The organism is Cohnella sp. GCM10027633, assembly GCF_042675445.1.
Taxonomy (GTDB): domain Bacteria; phylum Bacillota; class Bacilli; order Paenibacillales; family Paenibacillaceae; genus Cohnella.
The window spans coordinates 54,245-67,669 of record NZ_JBHTGV010000014.1; the positions used below are offsets into that span (position 1 = coordinate 54,245).

A 13,425-nucleotide genomic window follows, 5' to 3' on the forward strand; every position below is an offset into this window, starting at 1 on the left:
AGCCGGTTGTCTCTGCATTTGTTAGCTTACTTCGCCTTATCCTTCTCGAACAATAATATTACCGCCGGCAACAGTATCCCGCGAACCAAGAAAGTATCCATCAGAATACCGACCGCGACAATGAAGCCGAACACGAACAAATCCGCGATGGGCATCGTCATTAATGCAGAGAACGTTGCCGCTAAGATTAAACCGGCCGATGAGATGACACCGCCTGTGTTGCGAATCGCAACCTCTAATGCTTCCTTCGCTTTTCTCACTTTGCGTTCCTCCAGGAAACGCGACACGAGAATGATGTTGTAGTCGATTCCAAGAGCGACTAAGAAAATGAAGGAATATATAGGAACGCGAGTACTTACCGCATCGAATCCGAATAAGACGTCGATTAGGAATAAACCGATTCCTAATGCCGAGACGAAGGAGATCAGAATCGTCGCCATCATGTAAGCCGACATTTTAACCGACCGGGTCAATACGTACAGTAAGACGAGGATAAGCAGCGTCTCAAGCACGACGATCACCCGGATGTCTCGGTTGTTCACGTCCCGTTCATCGACAAGCTTCGGCGTAACGCCGCCGTAATAAACTTCTCCGGACAGCTTAACGTCGGCTAGCATGTCACTGCTGTCCTTACGCAGCTCTTCGATCACATTGATCGCTTCTACGGAATAAGGGTTAACGCTAAGCGTCAAGCTGTATTTGAGCGCCTTGGCATCCTCCGTTACACCTGCCAGTCTGACCGATGCCACGCCGTTCTCGTCAAGCATTCTCGATCTTAGCGCTTCGATCTGATCCTCTGCTAACGTTTCATTGCTCGTGACCAGGATCGAGGTAGGAGCTAATTCCCCTTTGTCATAACGAGCCTCGACAATCTCGTAGCCTTCACGAGACGGCAAGTCCTTCGGGAACGACTTGACGGTATCGAACTCGTAATTCAAGCTGAAGATATTGAGTGCCGTCGCCAGCATGATGATCCCTACAAGTCCGCCCGACAGACCTGGCTTGTTCACGACAAACTTCGCCACAGGACCCCAGAAGCGATGCTTCACCTCTGTCGTTGTACCGAACTTAGGCACCTTAGGCCAGAACGCTTTGCGCCCGAACATCGTGAACAATGCCGGCAATAGCGTGATCGAGGCGAGCATGATAATGGCCATCGTCACGCCGAAGATCGGCGCGAAATTCTGGTAGTCGCGGAAGCTTGCGAAAAAGAGAATGAGCATCGCCGCGAAGATCGTGCCGCCTGCGAGGAATACCGGAGTGCCTGTCGCGCGCATCGCATGCTTCATCGCATCGTATTTGCTCTCGTGATGATTCAACTCCTCGCGGAAGCGCGAGAATACGAACAGGGAATAGTCGATTACAGCTGCGAACAGCAGGATACTCATAATCGAGGTGGTCGAGTTATTAATCTCTAACCCGCCTGCCCCCATGAGGCCAACGACCTGATTCGCAACTTGGTATACGATCGCTGTTGCTAATAATGGAATGAGCGCTAATAAAGGCGAACGGTAAATGACGATCAGCAGGACGAGAATAATTCCGATCGTCGCCATGATCAACACGAAGTCCGCTTGCTCGAATAGCTTTAACGTATCGCCCGCAATTCCGGCAGGTCCCGTTATGCGGAATAGAGTATCCGTGAAGCCTTGCGCTGCTAGGTTTCCGATCTCCGCGACTTTATCGACGGTTTCGCCGATCTGACGACTGTCAGCATCAGGGTCTAGAGTCATCGGAACAATCATGGTCGATTTATCTTCCGATTTGAACGATTCTAACGCTTGCGGCGGCAGGTTGGCAATATTAACGATTTCGTCTACGTTAGTTACATCGGCAGCTATAATGGCATCCATTATTGCCGTTGCTTCGTCTACATTAACTTCCCCGTTGGCATTATGAAAGACGAGAATCCCAGGCGTACCCTGATCGTTCGGAAAATATTGCTCGAGCTTATCGTTGGCAATGATGGAATGCGCTTCGTTCGGCAACGACTGAAAGTTCGTCACTTTGTAGTCGCTAAGCTTGGGTCCAGCACTTAATACGATCATAAGGACAAGCCAAGCAATAATGGTGATCCTCATGCCGCGCTTTGTTGAAACCCAGTCTGTAAGCGGCTGTAATACATACTTCATCTATTGTTCCTCCTGGAATGTAGATTCATTTCTCGGAATAAACCTAGCCTGTTGCGAATTCCATTATAATCATTCCATATAAACTCAACATAAACTTTTAAGGCCATCCTTTGCTGGCACCCGACAGTAGCAGATGTCCCTCAAGAAGCAGAACGGTAAACTGGAACAAGGTGACGCCGGTTGGAGCACCGACGTCACCTTGCTGTCTAGGGATTATTCAATGTCTACAAATATAATTACACCTTCAGAGATTTTAATTCTTCCATCGTAGGGTAATCGGAATAACCCTCGCTTCCTTTACCAAAGTACAAAGTTACGCGGAATGCCTATCTTTCCAAACGTTGTCCCCGGAGAGATCCGGAAACCTGTTCGGTCTGCCCCTTCCTCTTGCGCTCTGCCGCGTATCATGGGCGCCATCGCTAAGAGGTTAGACAATTTCATTCTTCCGTTATGCCAAATTCGGATAAATCGCAGCTACACCTCCGGCCAACGCGCTCTGGATCATGCGACTCGTATCATCGGCAATAATTTCCAAGCTTCCGGATTCGATTCCATCAATAGCGATTTTTGCGATCTCCGCAGGGTTGGACTTTGGAGCATTTACGCTTGAGGTCATATCTGTCTCCATGTATCCAACATGCAGGCCAGTAATTCGAATCTTTTGAGGATACAGACTGATGCGCAAATCGTTCGTCAGTGCCCACTCTGCCGCCTTCGCAGCCGAATATGCTCCTATGCTTCCCATGCTTAACCAAGATAAGGCGGAGAGAATATTCAGTATTGACCCTCCCCCGTTATTCGCAAGGATAGGTGCGAAAGAACGAATCATGGATAGGGTGCCGAAAAAGTGCGTATTGAATTCCAGATGGATGTGATCGAGATCGCCGTCAAGCAAGGAAGCGCCTGTAGATACGCCTGCATTGTTGATCAGAATCGTTACATCTTTCGCGGTAACAGCTGCTTCAGCTACTTCTTGAGGGTTAGTGATATCCAGTTTGACTGGAATTACGCCCGGGATGTCAATGGATTCCGGCTTTCTAGCCGCGGCATACACCTTAGCTCCTCTGGATACAAGTTCAAGAGCCAGATGGCGGCCAAAACCTCGGTTCGCGCCGGTGACAAAAGCTACTTGTTCAGAAATTCTCATGATTAATCGCTCCTTAGCAAGGTTTGTTTTAAAGTTAGTTGTTTCGGTTCGCATTTGAGAACGATCGTTCTAATTTAGTTAAAAAAAACCATTACCTCTCTAAAAGTTTCATAGATGTATGTGCGATATGATGAAGTTTTTCTTTGGCAATCGACATTCTTGCCATTGCCCTTAAACCAACCCATACATTATGCAGGTATTCCGCCAATTCTCCGGCATCGTAATCCGTCGTGAATTCGCCGTCCCGCTGCCCCCAGAGAATAATTTCCTTGAGTTGCTGCTCTGCTATTGCAAACGCCTTAGTGAGCTTGGCATCGACATCTGCATCGCGTATTGCCAATTCTACTGCGGAATTCACCATTAAACAGCCTGAAGGCGAGTCTGCTTGACCATCAATCATGAAGCCAAATATAAACTGAAGAGCCTCCGTTGCAGTCTTGGAACGTTTAATTCCAGATGCAAGCCCGGCATTGATTTTCTCGCCAAAACGATCCATCGCTTTTAGAAACAACATATGTTTGTCTCCAAATGTGTCATACAAGCTTCTTCGATGGATTCCCATGCGCTCGACCAGATCGGTCATGGACGTCTTCTCGTAACCCTGTTCCCAGAAGAGTCTCATCGCTTTATCCAATACCGCGTTCTCTTCAAACTCCTTGCTTCTCGCCATTATCATCCCCCTCCAGTCATCAGTATAGCATTTTGAGAACGATCAGTAAATAATTGACGCTTTAACGACTCGTCGCATCACGAATTCGTCGTTACTTATGGTACGGTTCAGCTTAACGGAGCTTTCGGCGAATATGAATCGAACCATCATCGTAAAGCAAATTGAATGATGCTACAATTGAAGCTAATGATTCTGACTTGAGGACCTGTCTGCTGTTCTCGTCCGTTTACGGGGGTAAAAGCTTTGAAAAAAAATAAATTCCAGCAAAAAAGGGAAGCGACTTTTCAAAAGCTCATTGAAGCAGCGGATACCTGTTTTTTAGAAAAGGGATTCGCAGCGACGACGCTGCAGGATATTGTGTCGCTTTCCGGGCATACGAGAGGCGCTTTTTACACTCACTTTAAGAGCAAGGAAGAGATGTTCCTCCACATTCTGGACTACCGTCAGCAGCTAAGCGGCGGTTGGACCGAAACGCCGAAACATTACCTTCCCGAAACAACGACGCTTGAAGAAGTCGTCACAATGAGCGTCCTGAAGCTGCAAGAGATGTTGAAGGGAAGCGAAAACTTCAAAAACTGGATTCTCGTTCTGGTCGATTTTTATTTACAGACGAAACACGATCCGGAAATGCGTAACGTTCTGCAAAACAAGTACCGGGAGTGGGTTGCCGGAATCGAACGCTTCGTTGATACATTGAAGGAACAAGGGTGGGTGTCGCCGGACAAAGACAGTCATCGTATCGCCAAGCAAATACTTGCCTATAACGACGGCTTTTCCGTAAATTCGGTCTTGTTTGAAGGTCCTGATCCGAGGGCCTATATTCAAGGCTTGGTCAGGCTTTTATCCTGATTGTTAGCCACCCTATTCTAGCATCCGCGAATGATTCGCTTGACGAATGGAAGATTCCGGATTTAAATATATACATACATGTATGTATTTATATAAGATAGGATGCAAAACGACCGGAGGTAAGGAAAGATGCGCAATTTTTCAGCTCGATCTGCGGGCAAGCTGTTGTTGGCTTTTCTGTTGTTGGCCGGAACGGTGTTCGGCTTGCCATTGGCCTCAGCTGCCGATGAAACCGTTACGGAAATTAGCGGCGTCTATACGATCGTTGAAAATGGCGCGTACAAGTTGATAGGAAATGGAACCATTACCATTGCCGCAAATGTAACCGAAGTCACTCTGACCCAAAGCAACCCGGCGGATACAGTGACGGCGAGTGTGTCGGCCTACAATTCGAATGTTTTGGAACTGACTCTCAGTAGAATCCATATTAGGCCTTCTTCCAGTGTGGCGGGGTTGGATGTAGCCGGAGCGGAAGTCGTGCTCAAATTGGAAGGCAGCAATTCCATCGGAGGCGGCTCCAACGCTCCAGGCATCCGGGTGCCTCAAGGAAAATCGCTTTCCATTACCGGTACGGCTGCAGACTTCCTAACGGCCAATGGCAATTCATCCGGCATTGGAGGAGGGTTGTCAGAAGACGGCGGCACAGTGACGATAATGGGCGGTCACATCACGGCCAATGGCGGTTATTCCAGAGGAGCCGGTATAGGAGGAGGATCCGGAGGGGACGGCGGAGTAACGGTGATCACGGGTGGATTTGTCACGGCCTATGGTCCTGTTGATGCGGCCGGGATAGGCGGAGGTGCCGGAGGTAACGGCGGCGTAACGACGATAACGGGCGGCACCGTCACGGCAACGAGCGGAGCCATGTATTACGGGGCCGGCATAGGCGGAGGAAACGGAGGTAACGGCGGCGAAACGACGATAACGGGCGGCACCGTAACCGCCAAAGGCGGCGGCAATGCAGCCGGCATCGGCGGGGGATACACAGGAGCAGGCGGTACAACGACGATAACGGGCGGCACCGTTACGGCAATTGCCGTCTACGGGGGAGCCGGAATCGGCGGGGGACTCGACGGAGACGGCGGTATTACGGAGATTTCAGGCGGCACCGTTACGGCCACAGGCGGCTCCTATGGAGCCGGTATCGGCGGAGGAATGAGCAGAGCAGGCGGCACAACGACGATTTCAGGCGGCACCGTTACGGCAACGGGTACGGATGGCGGGGCCGGCATCGGTGCTGGAAACGGGGGACCCGGCGGTGCAACAACTATCGTCGATGGCGGTGCGGTTCAAGCAAACGGCGATACAAGCACCTTTCGAAATAGCGCCGGCGACTCGGTTTACCTCTTGGTATTGACGGTTGCCGCACACGATACTACGATTATGCCGAATATGAGACTCTCGTATAAAGGCAAAGAGATCTTGACAGATCATGTTGGTAAGCTGCGCTTGTATGTGCCTGCCGACAACTATGAGCTGGACGATCTTGCGCTGACGGCTCCGAACGGCTATAGGCCGGTGAACTTGGATCCCGCTTTGCTTGAGGTTACGAATACGGGGGCGGTTGCGGACATCATGCTCTCGAATCTTTATCAAGTCAGCTGGAGTCTGAATGGCGGAGCAATGGGGTCGCCTTCCGTAACGAATGTGGTGTACGGCGATAGCGTTGGTGCGCCTTCATCCGAGCCTCAGCGAACCGGCTATACATTCGCGGGCTGGTATACCGATCCGGGTTACTCGAACGAAGCTTCGTTTCCCGCAGAAGTACAGGCGGATACCGCGTTTTATGCCGATTGGACGGCCAACGAACTGACGCTATCCGAGGCCGACTTGCCGGATGGGGAAGCCGGCGTAACGTACAACGCGAACCTTCCTGAGGCGGATAACGGAACGGGAAGCTATACCTATGCGGTCACCGACGGGCAGTTGCCGGACGGGCTGATGTTGAGCGGCCGAACCCTTAGCGGTATCGCGGAGACGCCCGGTTCCTATACGTTCGAGGTGACGGCCACCGATACAGATAGCGGCAGCAGCGCTAATCAGACCTACACCATCCTCGTTGGGCCTGATCTGACCGTGCCCGCGGACGATTTGTACGGCATGGACGAGACGCTGGTTTTTACGCTGACCTATGACAGCGAAGTTACCGTGAGCGGCACGCCTGCCATTCCGCTGACAATCGGTACCGGAAGCGCGACCGCGTCGGTTTATGCAACGTATTCGGGCGAACGTAGCGTTCCTTTAACCACCCTCGCCTTCACGTACGAGGGGCCGGTAGGGATGGCGGACGAGGACGGGATTGCAGTCGCGGGGCAGTTGACACTCCCGGGCGGCGCCAGCATCACGCGCGTCTCCTCCGGTGCAAACGCTTCTCGGCTATACGAAGTGCCTGATACGAGCGGCATCCGCATCGTCGCGATAGCACCCGATCTTGACCTTCAAGCCGCGCCGGTCGGACCGAGTTGGCAGAAAACGGTCAGCGTGACGGCCGACGTCAACGGTGCAGCGGTGGGCAACGCTCTCGCGAAGCTGCGCTGGATGGCGGGAAGCCATCCAGCGACCGATTTTACCGGTGATGCAGGTACGGATATGATGACCGCACAGCAATTCACTGTCACCATGAACGGGACATACACCGTATATGCCCAAGATACGGTAGGCAACGAAGCGATAAAGGAAATTGAAATCATAACGATAGCCGCCAACAGCCCGACGACCGAAACGGGGCCGGTCATCGACTTGAACGGCGTGACGCTAGACCCGAGTACCATCGACATAACTAAGCCGATCTACACGCTGGAGGTTACGCCCAAAGGCGGCTCAGCGTACGTCAGCATCCCCGCGAGCATTTTGACAGGCTTTGAGAACAAGAACGCCGCCTTCCTCTTGGAGATTAAAACTCCTTACGGCAGCTATCGAGTTCCCGTAAATCTAGCAACGCTTATTCCAGGGTTGCAAGATTTGCTTTCGGCTAACAAGCTCAATGCCAAGGAGATCAGCTTCAAGATCACCCTGACCGACAAGTCCGGCGATAACGCCATTCAGACGGCATTGGCGAACGGGTTGCCGAACGGAAAAGTGATGGGGGCGATCGTCGATTTTCATATCGATGTGATCAACACCAAGACGGGGCAAATCGTCGGAGCTGCGGACAAGTTTAGCAAAGCGCTGACAAGAGTGATTCCATTGCCGACAAGTGTGACTGCCATGCCTGCGCAATGGGGCGCTTTCCGTTATAACGAAACGAAGAAGTTTGAGTTTGTCGCGGCCACGGCGAAACAGATCGATGGCGTATGGTACGCGATGATTAGCTCCTATACCAATAGCGTATACGTCATAGCGGAGAATGCGGTAAGCTTTGCCGATGTGCAGAAGCATTGGAGCCGGTCGTATGTCGAGCTGACCGCTGCGAAAGGGCTTGTCGAGGGAACCGGCGGTGATCGTTTCGATCCGAGCAAAGCTGTCACCAGAGCGGAATTTACGACCATGCTCGTTCGAGCGCTGGGACTTGGCACGTCCGCCGGCAGCGCGGCGCCTTATGACGATGTCAAGCAAAGCGCGTGGTACGGGGACACGGTAGCTAAAGCGAAGGAGTTGGGAGTGCTCGATTTTGTGAAGGGCAATAGATTCAACCCTAATAAACCGCTGACCCGCGAAGAAATGGCGAGTATGCTTGCGGCCATCATCAAATTAGAAAAGCCGCCGATGACCAAGGAATATACGAGTCTGAATGGATACAAAGATATCGAAAGCGTGAACGCGGATGTTCTGGAGGACATTCGCCTGATGGTGAAACTTCAAATCATGACAGGTACAAGCGTCGATTCGTTTAATCCGAAGGACGAATCGACACGCGCGCAAGCGGCGGTTGTGTTCATTAGAACGCTGCAATTGGTTGGTAGGATAGACTGATTCATCATGAAAACAATCCCGTCCGATGGAGTGATTACCCTCGGGCGGGATTGTTTTCATGTATGTCATCATATGAGATATTGTCCGTCAAACCTGCTGGGAATTTCTCGAAAATTTTTCCGTTACTTGTGATACGGCTCACCTTAACGCTTATAACGGCGAATTTAGAGAAAAGTCTTTTCTATGTACTTAACACAAAGATATGACCAGGTTTACAGAAAATTGAATAAGAGTATTCCCAAAAGGCACCTCACGATTGTAATATTATAGAATAAATTAGGTGAAGTGAGGGGATCAACTTGTTGACTGATCTCGAAGCTCGTCGATTACTGGATGCAGTTAAAGAATTAGTTAGCACTAAACCAATTGTTTTTCCCTCACTTCAATCATATGTAACTCTAGAAGCTTCTTCTGCTCAGACCAATGATAAGTTTCAAATAGATGTACATCGTAAAACTTTAAATGTAAAGAAGTGCACCTATCAAACCCGCTATAAAAAATCTATTAACCTTCTTCGAATTGATATTGAGGGCCCTCCCCATCCCAATCCCGACGGCACTGAAATCCCCTGTCCACATATCCACATTTATAGGGAGGGTTACGATGATAAGTGGGCATTTCCATTATCAAATAAAATTAATACAAACCCCACCGATCTGGTACAGGTATTAATTGACTTCCTCGAGTATAATAATATAAATAACGCTCCAAACGTCATTAGCCAGATCGAGGTGGATTAAAATGAGTTTGGTTGAGCAATTATCTGATTCATATGTTAACTGGCTTAAGCAAAAGATTACGTTTAAAGAATTAGATAATGCAGTGGAGATAACTACCCCTTTCATGGACAGGCACAATGACTACCTTCAAATATATGTTCAGCAGAAAGGCACTAAACTGACATTAAGCGATGCTGGCTATATTTTAACTGATCTTAAGCTTTCAGGTTGTGATGTGTTCTCCTCACCCAAACGTAAAAAGCTATTACAAACGATTCTAAATGGATATGGTGTAAAAGTCTCTTCAAAAGAGGAACTTTTCGTAGATACAACAATTGAAGGATTCCCACAAAAAAAACATATGTTAGTTCAATCGATGATGACTGTAAACGATATGTTTATGACATCTAGAGAAAATGTTCAAAGCATATTTCTTGAAGAAGTTGATCAGTATCTTTTCGATAATGACATACGTTTTGTGGATAACATTAACTTTACTGGAAAAAGCGGATTCCCTCAAACTTTTCACTTCGCTATTCCGCGATCTAAGCAATTTCCCGAAAGAATTCTGCATGCACTTAATATCCCGACAAAACAAAATTCAGAAAACCTTCTTTTCGCATGGACCGAAACAAAGGAAAACCGAAGACCTGACTCCAAACTTTTCGCTGTTCTAAATGATTCTGAAAAACCAATACGGCCTAGCATAATTAACGCTTTTAACGAATATGAAGTTCAGCCAATTTTATGGTCAAAAAGAAATGAATATATCAATCAACTAGTAGGATGAACCCACTCTGATATTGGCAGTCAGAGTGGGTTTTGATTAAATACACTATTAATTCACAGCAACATCGTGAGCAAGTGGTGTTAGGTGAAGTTACCTACGCACTTTGCATCAAAAATCCCTACTAGGTTTGAATTTATAATAATAACCAAACCTATTGTAAATTCTGTCAACCGCAACTTCAAAGTCATTAATGATAGTTTTAAGTTTTTTGTCAGTAATACTTATGTCCATTCCTCCTTCGTGAACAAAAGTATTCCTCAAATCAATTATCCTTTCAATGGAGTCAAAAAGAGATAATTGTCGATTTCTAATTGGTTTGTTTAATACAGTAAAAATGTCAAGTTTATCGTCAAGTGCTTTATAATTTTCAGCGATTATTCTTGGTCTTTGGAATGAAAACCCCTCAACTAAAGCTTCTTCAACTGAAACTTTCCCTGCTGAGATATCTTTTAAACTATTTACCGAAAACCGAGCATTTTTAAGAATTCTATCTCGATTTTCCGTACATTTTAATAATACGATATATGATGTCTTTAGATATTCCTCCCATATTGCGACCAAATAAGGAATTAATAAATTGTTCGAAAAAAACCTCGGGTTCATTTGATCTAAGTAATCAAGACCTGTCGGTTCAGAATTTGCAATTTGGCCTTTCAGATTTCTTGAATCGAGATATATCTTGGGTTTAATAAGAGCATTATTATAAATCCATCGAGAAATAAATAGCCCTGCTTGCAATTTAGTAGGAGGTTTTTCGTCCATTATAAAATACCGATTGTTTCCATCATCCGTTGAAAAACTACCCTTAAAATAATCTTTCAGATATTTAATGGTCTTATTTTGTTGTTCAAGATCCCAATAACTTCTACCCGCTCTGGATCTTGTGTGAACTGAAATAACTCCATTTTCTTTATAAATATATAGTTCGACTCCGACATACGATTTATAGTTTTGATGATCATACCAAAAATAGCTTGCCATTAAGTTTTCAATCTTGAATTCATTCTTATACTTTACATATCCCAATAACTCTATTAAATTCGCTACTTTTGGGAATGATACACTATCTGGAAGGTAATTAACTGATGATAGACTCATTTCTTTATTCTGCTCCTTTACTATTAAGAAGCCCGCTAAATAATACATAATATATAGGTTGGCAACCCCCTCCTATCTTACCATAAACATATAACGAATTTATGGTATATGTTGTCGTATCTGGACAATGCAAAAACCCCCTAGAGCCTATCTCTAGAGGGACAAACTATTTCTATAAACTCTTCTCTAATACGCGAACAGTCTCTTTATCTCTCGCCAACATCAAATTATTCGCCGTTACTTATGATACGGTTCCCCCCGCCAAATCTTAAACCCGCGGTAAACCTGTTCCAGCAACATCACCCGCATCATCTGATGCGGATAGGTCATGCGGCCGAAGCTCAGCTTCTTGTCGGCGCGGGTCAGCACCGCCGGCGACAAGCCGAGCGATCCGCCGATAACGAAGCTGACGGAGCCTCCGCCATACACGGCGGTACGCTCCATGAATCCGGCAAGCTGCTCGCTTGTCCACGTTTCGCCCTCCACGGCAAGAGCGACGACGTGCGTCCCGTCGCGCAACGCGGCTAAGATGCGATCCCCTTCCCGGGCGCGCACTTGGTCTTCCTCCGCCGCGCTCATCGAGTCCGGCGTCTTCTCGTCCGCCAGCTCGCGAATATCGAGCCGCGCATAGGCACCGATGCGCTTGGCATACTCCGCCACCCCGTCCGCCCAATACTTCTCCTTCAGCTTGCCGACGCATACGATCTGGATCTGCACGTTGCTACCTCCTGGCACCCGACTTCGGTACGGGTGCGAACTCCCACAGAATACCGCAATCGATCGCGACTTGCAAAAGAGAAGATGAACGCGAACAAGAGCTCTCAGCCGAATCAGCCGAGAGCCCTTGCTTACGTTAGCTATTTAACCAAGCCGTGCGGGTCGATGACGAACTTCTTCGACGCGCCCCGATCGAACTCGCCATAGGCGGCGGGTGCTTGGTCGAGGGATATCTTCGTGGCGTTGACCGCCTTGGCGATTTGCGCCCTGCCGCTGAGGATGGACATCATCAGCTGGCGATGGTATTGCATGACCGGCGTCTGCCCAGTCACGAACGTATGCGCCTTCGCCCAGCCGAGGCCAAGCCGGATCTTCAGCGTACCGATCTTCGCGTCCGCGTCCACCGCGCCCGGATCGCCGGTCACGTACAGGCCCGGGATGCCCAATCGTCCGCCCGCGCGCGTTACTTGCATGATGGAGTTAAGCACCGTCGCCGGTGCTTCGCCCGCATCCGCGCCGTGGCCGGAAGCTTCGAAGCCGACGCAATCGACGGCGCAATCAACTTCCGGCACGCCGAGAATTTGGTCGATCTGTTCGCCCAAGTTCGGATGCTCCCGTAAGTTGACCGTCTCGCAACCGAAGCTTCTCGCTTGCGCCAGCCGCTCGGCGTTCAAGTCTCCGACGATAACCACCGCGGCGCCGAGCAGCTGAGCGGAGTGCGCAGCCGCCAGGCCTACCGGGCCGGCTCCCGCGATATACACCGTCGAGCCCGGCTTAACGCCCGCGCTGACTGCCCCGTGATAACCCGTCGGGAAAATATCGGACAGCATCGTGAGGTCGAGAATCTTCTCCATTGCCTGATCTTTGTCGGGGAATTTCAGCAATTGAAAGTCCGCGTACGGCACCATGACGTATTCGGATTGCCCGCCTACCCATCCGCCCATATCAACGTAACCGTAGGCCGAGCCCGGCCTGTCCGGATTGACGTTCTCGCACACGTGCGTATGCCGCTCCTTGCAGCTTCGGCAACGTCCGCAAGCGATGTTGAACGGAACGGAGACAAGGTCTCCCTTATTGATGAATTCCACGTCGCGGCCGACTTCGACGACTTCGCCCGTAATCTCGTGACCAAGCACCAACCCGCTTGGCGCCGTCGTTCGTCCCCGCACCATATGCTGGTCGCTGCCGCAAATATTCGTCGTAACCACTTTAAGGATGACGCCGTGATCGCATTTTCTGCCGACGTTCAAGGGGTTGACCCCAGGTCCGTCCCTAAGCACCAAATCCGGATAGCTGATATCGCTGATTTGCACTTCTCCCGGTTTCACATAGACGACCGCGCGATTTCCTGGCAAGAAGACCACTCCTCGTATACGAGTTTGTAAGCGAAT

Annotated in this window: 10 protein-coding genes; 4 read left to right on the forward strand and 6 right to left on the reverse strand. The window is 49.2% G+C overall.

Going from position 1 to position 13,425, the window contains the following annotated elements; all coding sequences use genetic code 11:
* Window positions 1–26 precede the first annotated feature (26 nt).
* The 3 genes from ACFQZG_RS23210 to ACFQZG_RS23220 form a co-directional block, all read right to left on the reverse strand.
* Window positions 27–2,132: an MMPL family transporter gene (locus ACFQZG_RS23210; RefSeq protein WP_378156901.1), complete on the reverse strand. Its 2,106-nt coding sequence runs from the start codon at window positions 2,130–2,132 to the stop codon at window positions 27–29.
* A gap of 448 nt (window positions 2,133–2,580) precedes the next feature.
* Complete coding sequence (locus ACFQZG_RS23215; RefSeq protein WP_378156903.1) at window positions 2,581–3,279, reverse strand: SDR family oxidoreductase; 699 nt, start codon at window positions 3,277–3,279, stop codon at window positions 2,581–2,583.
* A 91-nt stretch (window positions 3,280–3,370) separates the two neighbouring features.
* A complete protein-coding gene (locus ACFQZG_RS23220; protein WP_378156905.1) occupies window positions 3,371–3,949 on the reverse strand; it encodes a TetR/AcrR family transcriptional regulator in 579 nt (192 codons plus the stop codon).
* 243 nt (window positions 3,950–4,192) lie between these two features.
* Here ACFQZG_RS23220 and ACFQZG_RS23225 point away from each other — a divergent pair, with 243 nt between their 5' ends.
* From ACFQZG_RS23225 to ACFQZG_RS23240, 4 genes are all read left to right on the forward strand, one after another.
* Window positions 4,193–4,798, forward strand: coding sequence for a TetR/AcrR family transcriptional regulator (locus ACFQZG_RS23225; RefSeq protein WP_378156907.1), 606 nt, complete (start codon window positions 4,193–4,195; stop codon window positions 4,796–4,798).
* A gap of 129 nt (window positions 4,799–4,927) precedes the next feature.
* Entirely contained in the window at window positions 4,928–8,710 is a 3,783-nt protein-coding gene (locus tag ACFQZG_RS23230; RefSeq protein WP_378156909.1) for an S-layer homology domain-containing protein, read from the forward strand.
* A 302-nt stretch (window positions 8,711–9,012) separates the two neighbouring features.
* Window positions 9,013–9,450 (forward strand): DUF6978 family protein, encoded by a 438-nt coding sequence (locus tag ACFQZG_RS23235; RefSeq protein ID WP_378156911.1) that lies wholly within the window; start codon window positions 9,013–9,015, stop codon window positions 9,448–9,450.
* Window position 9,451: 1 nt separating this feature from the next.
* The gene (locus ACFQZG_RS23240; protein WP_378156913.1) at window positions 9,452–10,219 is read left to right on the forward strand and encodes a DUF1829 domain-containing protein; all 768 of its coding nucleotides are present in this window, start codon (window positions 9,452–9,454) and stop codon (window positions 10,217–10,219) included.
* Between the two features lie 108 nt (window positions 10,220–10,327).
* Here the strand turns inward: ACFQZG_RS23240 and ACFQZG_RS23245 are convergent, their stop codons facing one another.
* The 3 genes from ACFQZG_RS23245 to fdhA form a co-directional block, all read right to left on the reverse strand.
* The gene (locus ACFQZG_RS23245) at window positions 10,328–11,317 is read right to left on the reverse strand and encodes a HEPN domain-containing protein (RefSeq protein ID WP_378156915.1); all 990 of its coding nucleotides are present in this window, start codon (window positions 11,315–11,317) and stop codon (window positions 10,328–10,330) included.
* Between the two features lie 237 nt (window positions 11,318–11,554).
* Window positions 11,555–12,034, reverse strand: a complete 480-nt coding sequence (gene rlmH / locus ACFQZG_RS23250) for a 23S rRNA (pseudouridine(1915)-N(3))-methyltransferase RlmH (protein WP_378156917.1) — start codon at window positions 12,032–12,034, stop codon at window positions 11,555–11,557.
* A 140-nt stretch (window positions 12,035–12,174) separates the two neighbouring features.
* Complete coding sequence (gene fdhA, locus ACFQZG_RS23255) at window positions 12,175–13,389, reverse strand: formaldehyde dehydrogenase, glutathione-independent (RefSeq protein WP_378156919.1); 1,215 nt, start codon at window positions 13,387–13,389, stop codon at window positions 12,175–12,177.
* Window positions 13,390–13,425: the final 36 nt, after the last annotated feature.

What these genes read in the sequence shown, in the direction of transcription:
- ACFQZG_RS23210 (WP_378156901.1), bottom strand. Translation starts at nt 2,132, where the DNA reads ATGAAGTATGTATTACAGCCGCTTACAGACTGGGTTTCAACAAAGCGC.
- ACFQZG_RS23215 (WP_378156903.1), bottom strand. Translation starts at nt 3,279, where the DNA reads ATGAGAATTTCTGAACAAGTAGCTTTTGTCACCGGCGCGAACCGAGGT.
- ACFQZG_RS23220 (WP_378156905.1), bottom strand. Translation starts at nt 3,949, where the DNA reads ATGGCGAGAAGCAAGGAGTTTGAAGAGAACGCGGTATTGGATAAAGCG.
- ACFQZG_RS23230 (WP_378156909.1), top strand. Translation starts at nt 4,928, where the DNA reads ATGCGCAATTTTTCAGCTCGATCTGCGGGCAAGCTGTTGTTGGCTTTT.
- ACFQZG_RS23240 (WP_378156913.1), top strand. Translation starts at nt 9,452, where the DNA reads ATGAGTTTGGTTGAGCAATTATCTGATTCATATGTTAACTGGCTTAAG.
- ACFQZG_RS23245 (WP_378156915.1), bottom strand. Translation starts at nt 11,317, where the DNA reads ATGAGTCTATCATCAGTTAATTACCTTCCAGATAGTGTATCATTCCCA.